This is a genomic window from Hydrotalea sp. AMD (genome assembly GCF_004100315.1).
GTDB classification, from domain to species: domain Bacteria; phylum Bacteroidota; class Bacteroidia; order Chitinophagales; family Chitinophagaceae; genus Hydrotalea; species Hydrotalea flava.
In genome coordinates this window covers 1-18,910 of the sequence record NZ_SCKY01000011.1, presented here as the reverse complement: position 1 = coordinate 18,910, position 18,910 = coordinate 1, and the positions used below count along the sequence as shown (strand labels likewise).

Sequence of the window (18,910 nt, the reverse complement as noted above, 5' to 3'; positions counted from 1 at the left end):
AATCCTATTTTTTTAAGATTTTAATTTTTTTATATGGAACACTATACCATGAATCTGAACTTAAAAGTTTGGAAACAAAAAGACAAAAATGCAAAGGGTAGTTTTAAAATGTATCGGGTAGAAAACATTTCTTCGGAAATGAGTTTTTTGGAAATGTTTGATGTACTGAACGAACAACTGATTCGGGCAGGTGAAGACCCGATTGCATTTGACCATGATTGTCGCGAAGGTATTTGTGGTATGTGTTCAATGTATATTAATGGTAAACCACATGGTCCGTGGCAGGCCAATACTACCTGCCAATTGCACATGCGTGCCTTTCAAAATGAAGACACAATTGTAGTAGAGCCTTGGAGAGCCAATGCTTTTCCTGTAATTAAAGACTTAATGGTTGACCGTTCTGCATTCGACAGAATTATACAGGCCGGTGGATACATTTCAGTGAATACCGGGAATGCAGTAGACGGGAATGCAATATTAGTAGATAAAGATAATGCTGATAATGCCTTTGCCGCCGCCATGTGTATTGGCTGCGGTGCTTGTGTGGCTGCGTGCAAAAACAGCAGTGCTATGCTGTTTGTTTCAGCCAAAGTATCGCATTTGGCGCTTTTACCGCAAGGAGATCCTGAACGCCATCATCGTGTAATCAATATGATTACACAAATGGATAAAGAGGGTTTTGGTTCCTGCACCAATACAGGTGCCTGCGAAGCTGCCTGCCCGAAAGAAATTTCGCTCACTAATATTGCTCGCCTAAACAATGAATATTTAAAAGCAGGTTTAGTTGCAGAAAAATAAATCTTACACCAATTTTCATCGAAAAAAAAATCTCATTGCTTCACCTACAATGAGATTTTTTTATGCAATGCGGCCAAATCTTAAAATTTATCGTATATTGAATTAAAATGCTATTCATGATGTTTTATTTCACCCAACCCATCTGTACCTGCAACCCTACCAGGCAATTTGTGCAAAAAGCTTTCCAAGAAATGATACCAATATATCCTATCTTTTATTGATAGCTATCTCCTATTCAAATTATGTCTAATTCCTATTTTTCATTTAAACAATTTCGAATTGCACAAGATAAATGTGCCATGAAGACATGTACCGATGCCTGCCTGTTTGGGGCTTTTATGGCACAATATATATCGAATAATCCGGCTAAAACTATTGCCGATATTGGAACTGGAACAGGACTGTTGAGTTTAATGATTGCGCAAAAAAATGAGGCAATTATTCATGCCTATGAAATAGATGAAGGTGCAGCCATGCAGGCAAAAGAAAATTTTTCAACATCGCCATGGTACCAACGCTTAACAGTTATAAAAGGTAATGTAATACAGTTACAACCGGCAACCACTTATGAATGGCTGGTTTGTAATCCACCTTTTTATGAAAAAAGCCTGAAAAGCCCACAGGTTAACAAAAACATAGCCATGCATAGTGAACAACTTCGGCTGCAGGATTTACTTCCCATTTGCAATCAATTTTTAAATCAACAAGGAAGGTTTGCATTGCTTTTGCCCTATCAGCGCACCACATCATTTATTGCAATGGCACATCAAAATAATTTTTATTTAGAATATAAATTAGATGTAAAACCCAGTCCTAAACACCATATTTTTAGAACCATCTGTATTTTTTCGAAAGCACCAACTCCTACTTTGTTAGAAGAAATGTTAACAATCAAAGAACTCAATAATGCATACAGTGAACCTTTTACGGCATTATTAAAAGATTATTATCAGTTTCTTTAAATAAAATTTACCCGGCTGCATAATCAGATAAATAGGAAAAGGCTTGTGTTAGTTGCCCATTCTTTAAAATAGTAGCCCTTTCAATCATATTACTACCTGAGCTGAGTAAATCGGGTAATACATGTTTCATGAGTTGTTCACCAAAATAACGGCTGGCATCGCGGGGTAACTCATTGGGTAAATTTCCAACAGCAATTACGTCAATGCTATCGGGTAAGTAAGGTTTGGTTTTGGTAAAGCTCACTCTGTCAACTCCATAAACAGGATCTTCAATGGTTTGATCACCTAAATTAATGGGTACAGAGCCATGTGCATCGTCGGTTATGTCAGAAATGGTTTGTATGGCAAAATGTTCATCAATATCTGTTAATTCAAACAACCTTGGCATTTCTTCTGTCCAAAATATACCATTCATCAAAATATCAGTACAGTGTGCATAAGGTAAAAACCTGCTTCTGTAATCTTTTGCATTGGTATGAAAATGTTCACGCTGATATGTTTTTAAATATTTATGGGTAAATAAGTCGGCCCCTTTTAATTGCACATAAACCGGATATGTAAATTTTTTTTCTAAATACTCATCGGGCTCAACCTCGGTAACACCCAATAAATTCATTACTTCAATAATACCATGCGCCACTCTTCCACTGCCGGTAACAGCAATTTTGATGTTGGGTAATTTCAATCCAAAATAATGATGAATGAGAGAGCGGTAATCTTTTACTTCATATACCCGGCCTAAATGAAAAAGGCCGGTTCTTTTTCCGTAACACATCATGCCGTTGTGGGCACCAACAATACCGGCAAAAAATCCAAATCCTATAATTCGTTGCCCATCTTCATGTTCTAAACATTCATAATCAATTAATGTAATTTTTTTGTTTATCATTTCATGAAACAAAGCACGGTTATAGGGTTGCTTCTTTCGGGTATGTGAAAAAAAAAGATACACTTTATTGGGAATAAGATCCGCTTTAGGCACTTCTTTAATGCCCAGCAAAATATCACAATCTGTAACATCTTCTGTAACCTTTATTCCGGCTCTTCGGTATTCATCATCGGAAAAACAACGATTGGAAGAAGACTGAACAACAATAGCAATATCAGGAAAGTGTTGCATCATCCATTTACATTGAGCAGGTATTAAAGCCACGCGACTATCAGCAGGAATTTTCCCTTCTTTAATCAGGCCAATCTTGATCATACGGCTACTATTTGAAACATAAAGGTATTTTATTCACTACAAATAATGCATACTATATTATTCCAATTTCCAAACCACAAATTTTCTATACTTATAAATAAAAAAGAATACATGATTGGTTTTAGAGGAAAAATCTAATAGGGCAAAACACAATTATTATAGCAATTCTATCAATAAGTAAACCATACCATCCTGTTCAATTAAGTATGTTCAATGTACAGCTAACCTAACAAAAATCATTTTTCAGGCAGCAAAACAAATGTTACTTTGCTGAAAAACATGTATCCTATTCAATATGTAAGTGCAACAGAAGCTTTATCGGTTATACAGAGCAACCAGCGTGTTTTTATTCAGGGCAGTGCATGTACACCCTTATTTTTATTGAGAGAGCTGGCAAAAGAAGCACCACGATTAGAAAATGTAGAAACGGTATTTATTACTGTTCAGGGTAGTATTGAAATTGACAAGCCCGAATATCAAAAAGCATTTCATATCAACTGTTTGTTTGTATCTGCCTCTGTTCGCGAAGCCGTGAATAGCGGACGTGCTGATTTTGTTCCTGCATTTTTAAGTGACATTCCGGACTTATTTAAAAAAAATGTATTACCAATTGATGTTGCCATTGTGCAGGTATCGCTACCCGACGAACACGGTTACTGTACTTTAGGCTTATCGGTTGATATAGCACGCACTGCTGTAAATACGGCCAAATACATTATTGCACAGGTAAATCCCTATATGCCACGTACCCACGGTGATGGATTGCTGCATGTAAGCCATATTACCAAAATGGTATATCATGAAGAGCAATTACCTGAAGTAGATTATGGCAGCAAATCGGGTAAAGAAGAATTGCAGATAGGAAAATATATTGCCGAAATGATAGACGATGGCAGTACATTACAATTAGGTATTGGTACCATACCTGATGCTGTTTTAAAAGCTTTACACAATCATAAAAATTTAGGCCTGCACACAGAAATGTGCAGTGATGGGGTAATTGATTTAATGGAAAAGGATATTATCAATAATAAATTCAAAAAAATTCATCCCAATAAAAACGTAACCAGTTTTGCCATTGGTACCAAAAGATTGTATGATTATGTAAATGATAACCCTGCTTTTGCTTTTTTAGATATTGATTATGTAAACGACCCACACGTAATTAGAAGAAACAATAAAGTAATAGCCATTAACAGCGCCATTGAAGTAGATATTACCGGACAGGTTTGCGCCGATAGTATTGGGCCATTTCAATACAGTGGTATTGGCGGGCAAATGGATTTTATGCGTGGAGCCGCTTTAAGTGAAGGAGGTAAACCCATTATTGCTCTAACCAGCCGTACTAAAAAAGGTATTTCCAGAATTACCCCTCATTTAAGAGAAAGTGCAGGTGTTGTTACTACTAGGGGCCATATTCATTATGTAGTAACAGAGTACGGTGTGGCTTACTTATATGGCAAAAATTTAAGGCAGCGGGCAAAATTACTAGTGGATATTGCACACCCCGACGATAGAGAGGCATTAACTAAAAGTTGTTACGAACGCTTCAAAATTTTTATTTAAAACCAGAAAATACCCTGCAGCATTTTGGTGTATTAAACAGGATGCCTTAATATTGCAGCCCCAAGCCCAGATGGCGGAACTGGTAGACGCGCCAGACTCAAAATCTGGTTATCGCAAGGTAGTGCAGGTTCGATTCCTGTTCTGGGCACTAAACCACCTTTTTAAGGTGGTTTTTTTATGCCCTAAAAATCAATACCAGTATGGATTTTAACGTTTTTCCTTTCTTTTCATTTCTTTTAATTTATCATTTATTTCTCTTTTTTTGTACCTCTATTGTACCTCAGGTACACAATTTCATTTAAAATTCATACCTTAGAGAAACTAACATCAAACCAAAGGAAAAATGAGTGTAATACTAAGAAAGCGCAAAAATGCCGATGGCAGCATTTCATTAAGATTAGATATTTATAATAATGGGCAGCGCAAAATTGAAACACTTACAAATCTTAAACTTTCAAAGGTTTCTAATATAGGTGACCGTGAAGAAAACAAAAAACTGATGCAACAGGCCGAAGCTATCAAGGCGGCAAGGGCAGCCGAATTAGAAGCTAATAATTACAACATGGTTAGTGATGCAGGTAAAAAAACAATCATTACAGCGTGGATGCAGACTTTTATTGATGGCTACACAAAAAAAGATAAACGAAATATGCAGGGAGCACTCAATCGTTTTGCTGATTATTTAATTGAAATAAAAAAGCCCGGTTTAACCTTTGGCAACCTTACTGCATTAATTATTGAGGATTTTATAGATTACTTAGAAGCTAATAGCACCGGTGAAGGTGCAGCGTCATACTACAGCCGCTTTAAGAAAATGATTAAACAGGCTTATCGTAAAAAATTAATGAAAGAAAATGTACTGGATTTTGTAGAACGTAAAGTAAAAGGCAAGGCAAAAAAGAAAGATACCTTAACGCTGGAGGAATTAAAAATATTGAGTGCAACCCCTACTGAAAGCAGCGAAGTGAGAAGGGCTTTTTTATTTACTTGTGTTACCGGGTTACGTTGGTGCGATATAAAGACTTTAAAATGGAAAAACATAAAGATTGATAGTAAACAAATGGAAGTAACACAAAGTAAAACAGGAGAATCTGTTACAACCCCTTTAAATGAAACAGCCATCAAACTTTTAGGTAAAGCTGAAAACCCGGATAAAGATGTTTTTGTATTACCAACTGCCAATGGAGCGAACAAAACATTAAAGGCATGGGTAAAACGTGCTAAAATTCAAAAAGCAATAACCTGGCATAATGGAAGGCATAGCTTTGGTACGAACTTAATATTTAATGAGGTAGATGTTTTAACCGCCTCAAAACTTTTAGGACATACCAGCTTGAAGCATACACAACGGTATGTAAAAGCAGCAGAAGCAATGAAACAAGTAGCAACAGACAAAATCAATTTTGATTTATAACAAAGTGATTATTTATTATTTAAAATTATAATAATGGAAGGTGAAGTTAATGTTATTAAAAATATACTAAGTGCAATTCCTGAATTTCACTTTACGCTCGTTAATTTTTTTAATAAACTTAAAAAGGATGAGATTTTAATAGAATCAGAGCGAAATAATGTAATCGCAAAATTAACTACCCACGCAAAAGAAATGGATACATATTTTTTGAATAAAAATAGAATAAAAACTATTAAAACATTACAAACATATGTCAGAGTATTAAACAAGGAACAGCGAAGTAATTTTTATAAAGAACTTTGTTATGATAGAAGAAGTTGGGCTGATGAATTTAATAAATCTTATGATGAACCATTTCCAAAAGTTGTACTACATGAAATTAAAACAGACGATAATTCTATAAAACCTATTTACATAGAGAGATATGTGGAATTACTTAAAAATTCTATCGGTTATTTTGGAACTATCATTTATAGAGTGTTTGAACCATATTTTAATGAAATAGATAAACTGGAAGAAGATGCAATTCCAATACAAAATTATTTTGAATTACTTGCCAATGTTGATACAGAAAGTTGTTATAATGTGCTGCGGAACAATAATTTTATAGATAAAGCTACCACAAAAAGTGTTTTCAATAGTTTGTTCAATATAAAAGGGGGAGTAAAAGAAAAAATATCATGGGAAGGTGATCTGAATGAACTTGCAAGATTTATTTTTCTTTTGCACAACAACTTAAAAGAAAAGGGAAGTGAAGCAGTTTGCAAAAAGAAAATGGGCATTTACAAAATCGCCTGCAAATGTTTTTCTTATGAGGGTAATGACATTGATGCTAAAAAACTTGGAAATAATAATAGAGTTGTAAAAAACAAAGAACGATACAAATATTTGCTACAAGCAATAGCACATCTTAAAAGCCCCAAACCAACTACAGGAAAATAAACATGTAGTTATAAAAATAAAGCTGTTCATGTGATATAAAATCAACGATATAAGGCATTTCACGCCACACTAACTAAGCAACTACACAGACCATCAATAGTATTTTCTCTTCCTTTTGTTACCATCTTCGCTATTTATAAAAAAGTGATTGAGATAAATTGTACCTGCGTAGCGTTTCTTGCAAGCCATACATTTCTACTTCCTGGATGATTTACAACTTTTGTGCCTCACTCCATTTTCTGTTGATGATACTCATATTTTTAAAATTTAGTGACTTTTTAATAAGTCAATCTATTTCTATACATATCTCCAGCCTTTTAGGGGGCTAATACAGGTTTAAGGTGCATGGAAGTAAGGAGTATTGCTTTGCAGGACTTAGACTTCGATAGAAAAATATTACACATCAGGCAAAGCAAAGGCACACAGCAGTAAACAAAGAATTGAAAAAAATAATACCCCCCCGATTTTCAATTACAGCAACACAGTAGCAAAACGATAACTCCATAATCAATAAACACCCGCATAATTTACCGGTTTCGTTCAACAGGCGGCTTCATTGTTGGCGCTACGCACCCAACGAAGCCTTAGTTGTTAGGCGTTGTTTAATGTGGCTCAACTATTTCTCCATCTCTGTTTCTAGCGATTTGTTTGCCATTTTCTATCGAAAAAAAATAATTCCTCACCTTCAGGAATCGTCCATTGGGGTAGCCTACCCTTCCATTCAACTTCTCCTTTTTGAGAAACAGAATTAGCCCAATCTAAAACATTAATGTCATATTTGAAGTCGTATTCTTTTGTAATCTCAATCCATTCAGCTTCTACAAACTCAAGTCCGCCGCTTTCAATAAATGAAGGTCTTAGTGCAAAGTTATCACCATTGGCTTTCATTGGTATCGTAGGATATAAAAGACCTTGAAATATGTCAGCGATATAATGCTTTTCAGCAATAGCTATTGTCAATTTATAGAGTTCAGTTTTGTCTTTAGGAACTGGTTGGCTAAAACGACTTGCAAGGAAATTTTGAACTAAAACATTTTCTTCTTTCGTTATTTCAGGATGCAGCTTTTCACTTTTGTTCCACTCTTGATTTTCCCTGTTCGAACTTAAATCTTTAAAAACTTCTTTTGTGTAACCAATATTATTGACTAATAAACGCGTAGCAGTCTTCCATTTAGAAATAACCAATTTATCACCTGGCTTTACATCAAGTTCAAAAAACGGAATTTCTCTCATAGTGGCACAATAAAATAAGGGCTCATTTTGCCTGTTTGCTCTACCTTGAGCAGCACCAACTTTTCTGTAGGATAAAAATGAAATGTTTGATGGCTTGTCAGAGTATTTTATACCTCGAAATAAAATCAAGCCCGGGTCAAAAACTGGAGTTGATAATGCATATCCAGTAAAGAGAAGTTTTAGAAGCTCTTTAATATTATCTATATCTGCTTCTAACAAATTCAAGTTTTCAATTTCTGAAATCCTTGCTTTTATCTCTGCTATGGTTGGTCGAATGATGTTGTCCATAAATAACGCCTAACGTTAAAGGCTTTGCGAAGGTTGGGCCATCCGTGATCCCACTGCTGGCTTGGCCACTAAAGACTCGATTAGCAGAAGCCAAATTACAAAAGCTGAATAGAATTCCTACAGTTGATGGGCGATATTCTTCAGCCCGACTTTTGCACAGTTCATGTTAGCCGTTCGTTGTTTGTTCTATGTGCTAATTTATCCTAAATATTTCATATCATCTTCGCTTAATGAAATGTCCATTGCTTTTACGTTTTCTTCCAAATGTTTAAGTTTTGATGTCCCTGGTATTGGTAAAAACAGGTCGTTGTAATGCAAAAGCCAAGCTAAATTTATTTGTGCAGGTGTTGCGTTGTATTTTTCGGCAATTAAAGAAATTTTGTCATCATTTTTTGGCAATGAATTTTGCAATGACCAAAATGGTATCATCGTAATTTTGTTTTCGATACAAATGTTCATTACCTCCTGCATGCCTCTGTATTCTTGATAATGCGCTTTAAATGAAGTTCGTTGTCCATAGCCAAAAGCATTTTCTACACTTGCAATTTGTCCCGATGTAAGTGCTTCTGTTAACTCATCTCGGCTTACATTACTTAATCCAAAGTGCAAAATTTTTCCCTCTTTTTGCATTTCAAACATTGCTTGTAGTTGCTCTGCAAAAGGTGTTTTCGTATTCGGCATAATTCGTAAGTGTACCAATTTCAATTGCTCAATTTTTAAAGTGCGAAGGTTATTTTCAATGCTTGTTCTTAAATTTTCTGGGCTATTAAAAACTGTCCAACTTTTATCAGCACCTCTTGAAGTACCTACTTTGGTGCAAATTACCAAGTCGGTTTGGAAGGGATATAAGGCTTCTACAATAAGTCGGTTAGTAACATCTTCGCCATAGAAATCGGCTGTGTCTATAAATTGTATGCCTTTGTTTACTGCCGTTTTAAGAATTTGTAATGCTTCGGTTCTGCTTTTGGGTTCACCCCAAACGAAGTCGCCAGTAAGTCTGATTGTGCCATAACCAAAACGGTTGATAGTTATTGGTTGGTTGGTGTTTGCACCGATTGTGATTGTTTTTTTATTGCTCATTTTTTATGATTTTTTGAATGGCAAAATTGCAACTATCAAAATGAACAAACATTGATATAGGTCAAAATCGTGCTATGAGGTTTTAAGTCTGCTTAATGTTTCTTCTCTCATATCAAGGTAAGAAGCCAAGATTTTATTATTTAATCGTTGAGTTAATTCAGGGTTTCGCTTCATTAAATCTTCGTAGCGTTGTTTGGCAGTTTGCGTCATTAAGGCTTCAATTTTTCTATTTTGAAATGAGTAGGCTCTTTCTAAAATGGTTTGATAAAAGAGTTTCCAATTTTCTAATTCTTTGTTGAGTTGAAAAAAGTCGTTATAAGAAATAGCTAAATATTCTGTGTCGTCAAGGGTTTCAACAAATTCACTAGATGGTTTTTGTGTGATAAAACTTTTTAAAGCAGTTCCTATTTGATTGTCAAGCACTACATACCTTGTTTTTTCATAACCATTTTTGTCAATAAAATGTGTTCGAATACAGCCTGTGTTTATAAAGTAAAACTCTTTGCAAATTTTTCCTTCGTGTAGTAAAATGCTACTTTTCTTTGCAGTCTTTGGTTTGAAAAAAGTAAGGATACAGTCAAGTTCGCTTTCCTTAAAGTCTGCAAATGTTTTGAGTAAGGTTTTTAGTTTATTAGTCATTCAAAAGTTGTAGTGTGTCGTTTTACAATGACGGCTTACGGTTCACGTATTGGCGATGGTGGGGCATTTGAAAAACGTCAGCCCAACATTTTTACAAACGCTCAATAGAATTACAAATGTAGAGTTTATTACTGTCAGCCCCACTATTGCCAAGTCTCCATGTAACCTAAAGAGCTCCTTAAAGAAGCTATTGAGGCAGTTAAGGGAACCTAGGTATCTATTTGAATGATCTTTTCATTCGAAATATCCATCAGAACCCAAGCCCTCAGGTGATGGTGGATTACCTGCACAAACATTTCCCCGGTGCTGTTTTTAAAGCCACTTACGAAGCCGGAAAGTTTGGTTTCTGGATACAACGGCAGCTTACACAATTGGGTGTTGAATGTATGGTCGTTAATCCGGCCGATATTCTCCGTTCTCAAAAAGACACCTTGAATAAATCAGATCCACGCGATGCACGTAATCTGGGGCTACGATTGCAATCTGGCGTACTGAAAGGTATCCATATTCCCGACGAACAACAGGAGGCAGACCGTGTCTTATTCAGGCAACGAAAGAAGCTGTGGAGCGATTTGAATCGGTGTAAGAACAGGATCAAGGGACTACTCGCTTTTACCGGCATCGATATCCCCGAACAATATGACACAGCCAGTTGGAGTCACAACTTCATTAAATGGCTACGGGCATTGGATTGTAAACAAATTAGCCGACGAACAGCTTTGGATTTTATGATCACACAAATGGAGTTTCTGCGAAAAGAACTGTTAAGCATCAGCAATGCCATCAGGAAAATGATGCGTGAGCAACGTTATAAAAAGAACTATTATCTGCTAAGGTCAATTCCCGGTATTGGCCCGTTAACTGCCGCCAGCTTATTAGTTGAAATAGGCGATGTAAAGCGCTTTGAAACATTCTATCACCTTAACAGTTTTGTAGGACTTATGCCCATGGAACATAGTAGCGGAGAGAACGAAACCCGAGGATCGCTGACAGTGAGAAAACACCGGCAGTTGAGAAGCGATCTTGTGGAGAGTGCATGGGTAGCCAAACGAGTCGATCCTGCGATGGCTTTATTTTTCCAGGAGCAGATCAAACGGAAGGAATGCCGGACTGTTATCATCAAGATCGCACGAAAATTACTCCATCGCATCCGTTACGTATTGGTTCATCAGCAACCTTATGAAATGGGTGTAGTAAAATAACTGAAGTCCTGACTACTGTTACCGGCTGGCATTCTTGTTTTTATGTCTGTCAATACGCCAATTCCCAACATCTTTGTAATGCATTAAAACAAATTACTAAGTCTTTTTCAAACTGACTTTGACTTATATTTTCACCAACCTGTTTGGCAAGTTGCTTTTTCTTTTTGCCATCAATTATCTTATCACCGTTTGGTTTTAAAGCGTCAAGTTCTTCTTGTGTTTTTCTCCAATTGCCATAGGTCTGGTCTGGTGGGTCTGGGTAACATTGTTCAATGTCTCTTGCTCCAAGTTGAAAGAATTGATTGTTTTGTTGTAAATGGTTATATTTCTGTAAAAACTGTGTTACACCGCCTTGTGTCTGTTGACTTGGTTGGTCAATAAGAATAACAGTTCTATCTCTGTAAATACTTGCACCCAAGGGTATGAATGCTTTTTCAATAGCGTTAATCGTTCTTACAACTTGGTCAATGTCTCCATTTGCTTTTATAATCTGAATTGTCGGTCGGTCTGCATAGAATCTTCTAATTACTCTTGTTAATAGTTCAAATTCACTTTGACCTTCAACAATTAAGAAGTTGCGTGGAAGTAATAAATCTGCTGGACTGCCACCAAGTAATTCAAAAACTACATAAGGCTTTTCAAAATCAGAAACTGGTGTTATTGAAGTTGCTCCATTGTTTTTCTCAACTTTAAAAATTGTTTGATGAGGGTAGTTGTCAGCTACAAAAACAGATGAATGCGTATTAATAAAAACTTGGTCTGTATGTGTAGAGAGTTGGTGAAGCACATTTTTTAAATTTCTTTGAGCTGTCGGATGTAAATGCAATTCTGCTTCGTCAATGAAGAAAATAAAAGACTTGCCTAAATCTTCGTTAGCTTTTCTAAAGTCTGCATAAGCCTGAATTATTGCAAGCATTAAAGCTCTCTGCATCCCATCGCCTTTTTCTTCTGCTGAGGTTTCAATTCCATCGTCAACTGTGGTTTCAAAGTTTTTTAAAAGGTCATCAAAAACGGGTGCAGAAACTTCAAACTTAACTTTTGTGCAGTCAGGGAATTGCTTTTCTAAATGAATTTTAACACAGTTTCCTATGTTTTCAAATTCTGCTTTAATTTGAGAATCATCATCTTCAAATAGTTCTCTAAATTTTTCCTGAAACTGTTGATATTTTTCATTTTCTTCTAATATAGCTGTCAATACTCCTGATAGCATTATGCCGATGGGAGTTGACTTCCCATATTTTGCAACACTGTCATAGTATTGCTTAGTATTTACATACTCAAATTTTGGAAGGAAATCATTTAATGCAGCGTCAAAGCCTGTTCCTGGATTAACTTCTTGCCGGTTTACAAAAACCTTTCTTTTTGTCGGATTAGAACTTGAACGCCTTACAGTCACAACGTCATTCCCGCTCAATACATTCTCAATTTTCGTTCTATTCCCTTCGTGTTGCATTTGGGCAGCACCGTCTAATACTCCTGTAAAAGTCAATTCAACTAAGATTTCTCTGTCGACTTCACGTTTAAACTTTAGGTCATTTATGTTGCCACTACGTCCAATACCATTGAAAAAGAATTCAATTGCTTCAAAGAAATTTGTCTTACCGCAATTGTTCTGCCCAACGCAAATATTGAAGTCTGTCGGGTCAAAACTAGTTGTCTCTATTGAGCGAAAGTTTTCTATTCTTATGTTTGATATTTTCATTAGTTTCGTTCTTTATGCTTGCCGGTAACGGTTCACGCATTGGCGATGTGGCGGAATTTGAAAAACATCAGCCCATAACTAATGCTGAATAAAATTACAAAAGATGAAGATAAGAACCACAGCTAAATTAATAATGTCCAGCTCGAACTGAAAATGATAAATAGCTGAAGCTGAAGTTCATTAATCTGTCCGCCGACATAACGCCAATGCAATGTTGTGCGTTCGCCTTTTTGTCAAATAAACTTGTATCCGTCGCCATACGTTTTATTGAGTCCATTTACTTTGTTTACTAACGGAACAAATTCATTCATTTTTGTAATTGTATATTCTGGGTTGATTAAAAGCGACACGAAAACTTCATAATGTGTCAAAAAAGCATATTTAAACTCAATGTCAGAAAATAAGATTTTCAAATGTTCTGTTTGTTGTTTTATGATTAGCATTTCTAAGTATTGTCCGATACCTTCCGAAAATGAATGCCAATACATTCTACTCATAAAATTACTTTCAAGTCGAAAAGCTTCGTCAAACCAATTGTTCCAAACATAAGCCATAGCAACTATATGGTAACCAAGACCTTTTCGATGAACTTTGTCAAGTAAGTCATTTTGGTCGTCAAACTCAATTTCTTGACTGTCTAGAAACTGTTGTCCATTGTAAGCGTTAGCTAATATACAAACTATTGATTACTTTTTTTACTTATTTTTTTGTGTTGAGGCATGTCAATATCACCACGCACTGCCGGTTGCGTCGTAAAGTTTAAGCTACCAGTAAAGGATATTTGTCTAACCATCCTCTGCTAACATAGATGTTTACGGGTAAGTTCACTGTAGTGGCCTAATGCCATTAAATCTGAAGTGCGCTGCAATGCATTAATTGCATACGGTGTTACTGTTTTTTTTCCATTGTATAAATAATTTAGTAACACTAAGTTAAAACATCATCTCATTGCGCAAAGCAATGTTGGTTCAACTGTTGGCTGTAGTTTTATTCATAAGCAATTTTCCATTTTAAACTTGGTCCTACGTTCAGACCTGTAATTAAGGAGTCAGCATAAAAGGAAGCTTTGTAATTTTCGTACAACCATGCAAATGCTTCATTTAGTTTTTTCGCATCAAGCTTTTCATCTGTGAAATCAATTCTTTCTATAAGGGTAGGAATTGGTGGCTCAATTTCGTCTGCCACATATGGTTGTCCGTCAAGATGATTTGACTTATACAATAATCTCTGATAGTAGTTATTGCCTAACACATCTCGATATTGTATCAAAACATCAAAGAACCAGTCATCAACAGGTGGATAATTTAAAGGAATATGAATTGATGCTTTAGGAATTAAAACTGGATAACAGCCACGGTCAGAAATTCCCCAGTTGTCGCTATATTTTATTTTATCAAACTTGATGTATTTTTTATTCTTGTCTGGGACATAAGTGTCAAAATAGTTCTCAGGCGTTATTTCTTCATCTGTTATTGTAAGGAATAGCCAGATGTCTATGTCATATGATGGGGTATTTCCAATGTTTTGAATTTTTAGATAATTCAAGTTTTCTTCGGAATAAGACACAAAATTCAAAATGGGAAAATTTGACAATCTAAACTGCTCTGTCAACAGATTTCGGTTGGTGTCATTCGTTTTTGATGCTACACGTAATAGCCTATAAGTTAAGTAAACATAACAAGCAGTGAGTGTCGCAAGTGCAATATTTATTTTATCGGGTAGTGTCATTGAAAATTACAGCCAACTCGCTTATTTACGAATATTTAGGCGTTCCGCTTTATTATGTTAAAAAATATTGTTGCATTGATTTTCAATTTCTTATATCATTTTTGCGCAATACATATACATTTTTACACGCTTTCGTAAAGCCAACCTTTATTGAATGTCTTCTTCCCTTCTTTGGTCACTCTTACCTATAGCTTCGCTGCCCTCACCCACAGCTTATTGTTTACAATTAAACCATGCGTTAGCTATTTGCCTTGCTGGATCTATGCGTTCTACATCTATAAAAAATAAATATATAGAAATTTATAACATCATCCAAATACTTTATAGCAAATGGCAATTTGGCAGATTATGTGTTAAACATTTTCGGTAGTTGGTGATGGGTTTTAAAGCCTATATACCATTACTGGCTACCTAAAAATCAAATACCGGGCATTCACTTTGGTTGTATGCTGTTCCCTGTCATCTGCCCAAACAATCTGAGTAGCTGTAGGCAGTTCAAAATTATCTTTTTGTTTGTGGGTATTGCCTTAGGGTATGTATAAATTATGGTTGGCTGTCCTGAAGGGTATCTATATCAACTTGATGCAGAGAGAGTAACACTTTTATTAAAGACTTACAATTTTTTGAAAAAAATACGCTCATCGCCTTGCATTAAAAATGCCATCCAAACCTATCTTACAAAAACCTGCAACTGTTTTTTCCACAATGGTAAGGACATTGATGCTGGAGCACTTCAAAATAATAGAGATGAAAAAGCCTAAGGACGATATAAAATTTTGATAAAAGCAATAGCACATTTTAAAAGCCCCAAACCAACTACATGAAAATAAACATGTAGTTATAAAAATAAAACAGCTCATTTACCTGAAAGTGAATAATAACAGGTATTTCAAACTACACCAACTACATATCAACTACACACTCTACCAATAGTATTATTTTCCCTTCCTTTTGTTACCATCTTCGTTACGTTAACAGGATGACCGGTTATTCATTTTTTTAAGTTTTTAATTTATTTAATATGAATTTTCAAAACAAAAGGGTATTAACCTTTGAAGAGGGATGCCAGTACTTAGGGTATGCAAAATCGTATGTGTATAAGATGACTGCCAACGGCATCTTGCCGTTTAGTAAACCTAATGGGAAACGTATTTTTTTCGACAGGGAAAAATTAGAAGCCTGGATGCTATCTAATAGTAATACAAGTTACCAGGAGAAGCAAATACAGGCAGCAACTTACGTAAATACTCACAAATAAAAAACCCCGATTATGAATACTAAGAATTACGGGATTAATGAGATATTTAACAGCCCCAAAGATAAGCAATTAAATGAACTTTATCCTCAATTTGAATTTGAAAAATACGGTATCGGGGTTGAGGATATTAAAACCGAAGCTGAAAGGCTTTTAATGCAAGGCAATGAAGCCAAAGAAAACAAAGGGCTGTTCACCGTAAAAACAGCCAGCCGTTGGATTGAACAGGCGAAAACCCGACCTATTCCAAAAATGCTTTTTGGTGAATTTTGGTTTGAAGGGGAACTATGTATTTTGTTTGCCGATACCAATTTAGGTAAGTCAATTTTAGCCGTGCAAATTGGTAATAGCATAAGCAGGTGCGAACAGATAGTGGGCTTTAAATTGGAAACACCAAAGCAACCGATTTTGTATTTTGATTTTGAGTTAAGCGACAAACAATTTGAAAACCGATATTCAATAAAGTTTAAACAGCATTACAGCTTTGATAACAACTTTATACGGGTTGAAATAAACCCGGATGCAGTAATACCCGAAAACCAAACCTTTGAGGGTTACCTTAACCATTCGTTGGAACGAAGTATTACCGAAACAGGGGCAAAGGTTTTAATCATTGATAACATTACTTACCTCAAAAATGAAACTGAAAAGGCTAAAGATGCTTTGCCCTTAATGAAACATTTGAAAGCATTAAAGAACAAATACGGGCTTTCAATATTAGCACTTGCACACACACCGAAAAGGGATTTATCAAAACCCATAACCCGAAATGATTTACAAGGCAGTAAGATGCTAATAAACTTTTGTGATAGTTCCTTTTCAATCGGTGAAAGCCACATCGATAAAAATTTACGCTACCTGAAACAGATTAAGCAGCGGAACACCGAACAAATTTACGATGCTGAATATGTTTGTATTTGTCAAATAGCTAAGCCCTCTAATTTTTTACAATTTGAGTTTCTCAATTACGGAACAGAACGGGAACACCTGATCCAAATTAGTGAAAGTGAAAAATCTGAATTAGAAAACAGTATCAAAGAATTATTACAAGCTGAACCCGGCATAACAGCATATACCATTGCAAAACGGTTATGTAAGGACGAAAGCAAGTTTAATAGCTTTAAAGTAAAAGTTAGCCGGATTACAAACAGGATTAGTAACAGTAGTAACACTTAGTAACACCTGTTACCAATGTTACTAAATGTTACTAATGTTACCAAAATAAGTAAAAAATGAGTGAACGCAAATATATATTAGAACCATACAATGGAATGAATACCCGTTACCCTTGCCCCAGTTGCCAGCAAAGGGATAAAACCTTTTCCAGATACATTGATACGGAAACAGGCAAACACATATCCCCCAACGTTGGTAGGTGCAACCGTCAAAATAATTGCGGTTACCACTACACCCCGAAACAATATTTTCAGGATAACAATATTTCGTTTGATACCCCCCAGCCCAAAGCATACAAACTTCGACCTGTTACACCTCAACCAAAGCCCGTTTCATTCATTCCCGTTGAGGTATTTAAAGACAGCCTGAATCCCACATCGTACCAAATGAACAACTTTGTAAAGTTCCTTATTAACCTGTTCGGGGTTGGGGTTGCCAGCGAATTAGTAAGTCGTTATTTTATTGCCACCTCAAAATATTGGAACGGTGCAACGGTATTTTGGCAAATAGATACACAGGGCAAAGTAAGAACGGGCAAAATAATGCTTTACAGCCCCACCACAGGCAAAAGAGTAAAAGAACCGTTCAACCATATTAACTGGGTACATAAAGTCCTCAAACAGCCCGAATTTGAGTTAAGGCAATGTTTATTTGGCGAACACTTACTAATTGATAAAACAAAACCCGTTGCTATAGTTGAAAGCGAAAAAACAGCTATTATTGCCAGCGTTTATTTACCCCAGTTTATTTGGGTTGCAGTTGGCAGTCTTACCAACCTTAACGCTGAAAAATGCAGCATACTAAAGGGGCGAACTGTTACACTATTTCCCGACCTCAATGGGTTTGAAAAATGGAGCAGCAGGGCAAAGGAACTTTCACACATTACAATATTTACTGTTTCCGATTTATTGGAACGCAAAGCAACTGAAGCAGAAAGGAAACAAGGGCTTGACCTTGCCGATTATTTAATAAGATTCAATTACAAAGCCTTTGCCCTACCTGAATCCGAAGCCACCGAACCACCCCCAGCCGTTCAAACATTGGTTGAGGTAATACCGTTTGAACAGCCCGAACCCGTTTACTATTTCAGTAAACCTGAACAACCGAATACCGTAAGCTGGGAACAGGATATTATCGAACTTGAAAACTACTTTGCAAACATTGAATTACCAGCCCATTCTGTAAAGTTGAACGGGTGCAGCACAATAACCAACTGTTCCTCATTTATTGAAAGCCATCTTGCCACTGTGAAAGCGAACAAAGGCAAACAAACCTTTTTACCATACCTAAACCGATTACAGGAATTGAAACAAATAATATCAAACAATAACAAATAAATTATAAATAAAAATGAGATTATCAACCCTAAATAACATATTAAAATCACATAAGGCAATAGTTAATTATGCAAAAAAAAATAATGTTGCAATTACTGACAAGTGTTTAAATATAGCATTGGCTTGTTGGTGGATAAACAAAGAAAATAAAATAATTACCAATACTAAAGTAAAGTCAATTCTTAATAGCTGGTATTTATGGTACGATTCAAAAACAATTAGAGCGTATCTCAAAAGTAGTTTCTTAATAATATAATTGTACAAGCTAATTGTACAAATCCGAGAAAATTAGCATCATAGTAATCAAATCTTGTTTGACAACGTCGAAACTGCTGAATCCAGGCAAAGACTCTTTCGATCTTCCACCTGTTTTTGTATCGTCGT

Annotated in this window: 16 protein-coding genes and 1 tRNA gene; 10 read left to right on the top strand and 7 right to left on the bottom strand. The window is 35.7% G+C overall.

The window, feature by feature from the left end; genetic code table 11:
• The first annotated feature begins 33 nt into the window (after nucleotides 1-33).
• On the top strand, nucleotides 34-798 hold the full coding sequence (locus tag EO766_RS09435) for a succinate dehydrogenase/fumarate reductase iron-sulfur subunit (RefSeq protein WP_074418517.1): 765 nt from the start codon (nucleotides 34-36) through the stop codon (nucleotides 796-798).
• Between the two features lie 242 nt (nucleotides 799-1,040).
• Entirely contained in the window at nucleotides 1,041-1,760 is a 720-nt protein-coding gene (locus EO766_RS09430) for a tRNA1(Val) (adenine(37)-N6)-methyltransferase (RefSeq protein ID WP_074418516.1), read from the top strand.
• A 7-nt stretch (nucleotides 1,761-1,767) separates the two neighbouring features.
• Here the strand turns inward: EO766_RS09430 and EO766_RS09425 are convergent, their stop codons facing one another.
• Nucleotides 1,768-2,964, bottom strand: a complete 1,197-nt coding sequence (locus EO766_RS09425) for an NAD(P)-dependent oxidoreductase (protein WP_074419918.1) — start codon at nucleotides 2,962-2,964, stop codon at nucleotides 1,768-1,770.
• Nucleotides 2,965-3,243: 279 nt separating this feature from the next.
• Between EO766_RS09425 and EO766_RS09420 the strand changes: the two genes are divergently transcribed.
• From EO766_RS09420 to EO766_RS09405, 4 genes are all read left to right on the top strand, one after another.
• Complete coding sequence (locus EO766_RS09420) at nucleotides 3,244-4,530, top strand: acetyl-CoA hydrolase/transferase family protein (protein WP_074419919.1); 1,287 nt, start codon at nucleotides 3,244-3,246, stop codon at nucleotides 4,528-4,530.
• Between the two features lie 64 nt (nucleotides 4,531-4,594).
• A tRNA-Leu gene (locus EO766_RS09415) sits at nucleotides 4,595-4,678 on the top strand.
• A gap of 195 nt (nucleotides 4,679-4,873) precedes the next feature.
• On the top strand, nucleotides 4,874-5,944 hold the full coding sequence (locus EO766_RS09410; protein WP_074419920.1) for a tyrosine-type recombinase/integrase: 1,071 nt from the start codon (nucleotides 4,874-4,876) through the stop codon (nucleotides 5,942-5,944).
• A 33-nt stretch (nucleotides 5,945-5,977) separates the two neighbouring features.
• The gene (locus EO766_RS09405) at nucleotides 5,978-6,886 is read left to right on the top strand and encodes a hypothetical protein (RefSeq protein ID WP_074419921.1); all 909 of its coding nucleotides are present in this window, start codon (nucleotides 5,978-5,980) and stop codon (nucleotides 6,884-6,886) included.
• 636 nt (nucleotides 6,887-7,522) lie between these two features.
• Here the strand turns inward: EO766_RS09405 and EO766_RS09400 are convergent.
• The 3 genes from EO766_RS09400 to EO766_RS09390 all read right to left on the bottom strand — a co-directional run bounded on the left by EO766_RS09400 (nucleotide 7,523) and on the right by EO766_RS09390 (nucleotide 10,126).
• Nucleotides 7,523-8,407, bottom strand: a complete 885-nt coding sequence (locus EO766_RS09400) for a hypothetical protein (protein WP_074419922.1) — start codon at nucleotides 8,405-8,407, stop codon at nucleotides 7,523-7,525.
• A 198-nt stretch (nucleotides 8,408-8,605) separates the two neighbouring features.
• Nucleotides 8,606-9,487, bottom strand: coding sequence for an aldo/keto reductase (locus EO766_RS09395; protein ID WP_074419923.1), 882 nt, complete (start codon nucleotides 9,485-9,487; stop codon nucleotides 8,606-8,608).
• A gap of 72 nt (nucleotides 9,488-9,559) precedes the next feature.
• On the bottom strand, nucleotides 9,560-10,126 hold the full coding sequence (locus EO766_RS09390; RefSeq protein WP_074419924.1) for a Crp/Fnr family transcriptional regulator: 567 nt from the start codon (nucleotides 10,124-10,126) through the stop codon (nucleotides 9,560-9,562).
• 221 nt (nucleotides 10,127-10,347) lie between these two features.
• Here EO766_RS09390 and EO766_RS09385 point away from each other — a divergent pair, with 221 nt between their 5' ends.
• Nucleotides 10,348-11,328 carry an IS110 family RNA-guided transposase gene (locus EO766_RS09385; protein ID WP_143439385.1) on the top strand — a complete coding sequence of 327 codons (981 nt, stop codon included), beginning with the start codon at nucleotides 10,348-10,350 and terminating at the stop codon, nucleotides 11,326-11,328.
• Nucleotides 11,329-11,377: 49 nt separating this feature from the next.
• On the opposite strand, the gene EO766_RS09380 is transcribed toward EO766_RS09385, so the two are convergent.
• Both EO766_RS09380 and EO766_RS09375 read right to left on the bottom strand, forming a co-directional pair.
• Nucleotides 11,378-13,030 (bottom strand): ATP-dependent nuclease, encoded by a 1,653-nt coding sequence (locus EO766_RS09380; protein WP_074419926.1) that lies wholly within the window; start codon nucleotides 13,028-13,030, stop codon nucleotides 11,378-11,380.
• A gap of 987 nt (nucleotides 13,031-14,017) precedes the next feature.
• Nucleotides 14,018-14,758: a hypothetical protein gene (locus EO766_RS09375; protein WP_074419928.1), complete on the bottom strand. Its 741-nt coding sequence runs from the start codon at nucleotides 14,756-14,758 to the stop codon at nucleotides 14,018-14,020.
• A gap of 1,021 nt (nucleotides 14,759-15,779) precedes the next feature.
• On the opposite strand from EO766_RS09375, the gene EO766_RS09370 reads away from it, so the two are divergent.
• From EO766_RS09370 to EO766_RS09360, 3 genes are read left to right on the top strand one after another with little or no spacing between them, the layout of a single operon-like run.
• Complete coding sequence (locus EO766_RS09370) at nucleotides 15,780-16,016, top strand: helix-turn-helix transcriptional regulator (RefSeq protein ID WP_074419930.1); 237 nt, start codon at nucleotides 15,780-15,782, stop codon at nucleotides 16,014-16,016.
• A gap of 12 nt (nucleotides 16,017-16,028) precedes the next feature.
• The gene (locus EO766_RS09365) at nucleotides 16,029-17,189 is read left to right on the top strand and encodes an AAA family ATPase (protein WP_081301278.1); all 1,161 of its coding nucleotides are present in this window, start codon (nucleotides 16,029-16,031) and stop codon (nucleotides 17,187-17,189) included.
• A gap of 56 nt (nucleotides 17,190-17,245) precedes the next feature.
• Nucleotides 17,246-18,526, top strand: a complete 1,281-nt coding sequence (locus EO766_RS09360; protein WP_074421062.1) for a DUF6965 family protein — start codon at nucleotides 17,246-17,248, stop codon at nucleotides 18,524-18,526.
• Between the two features lie 230 nt (nucleotides 18,527-18,756).
• Here EO766_RS09360 and EO766_RS09355 read toward each other — a convergent pair.
• On the bottom strand, nucleotides 18,757-18,910 hold a 154-nt coding region (locus EO766_RS09355; protein WP_287100667.1), incomplete at its 5' end, for a transposase.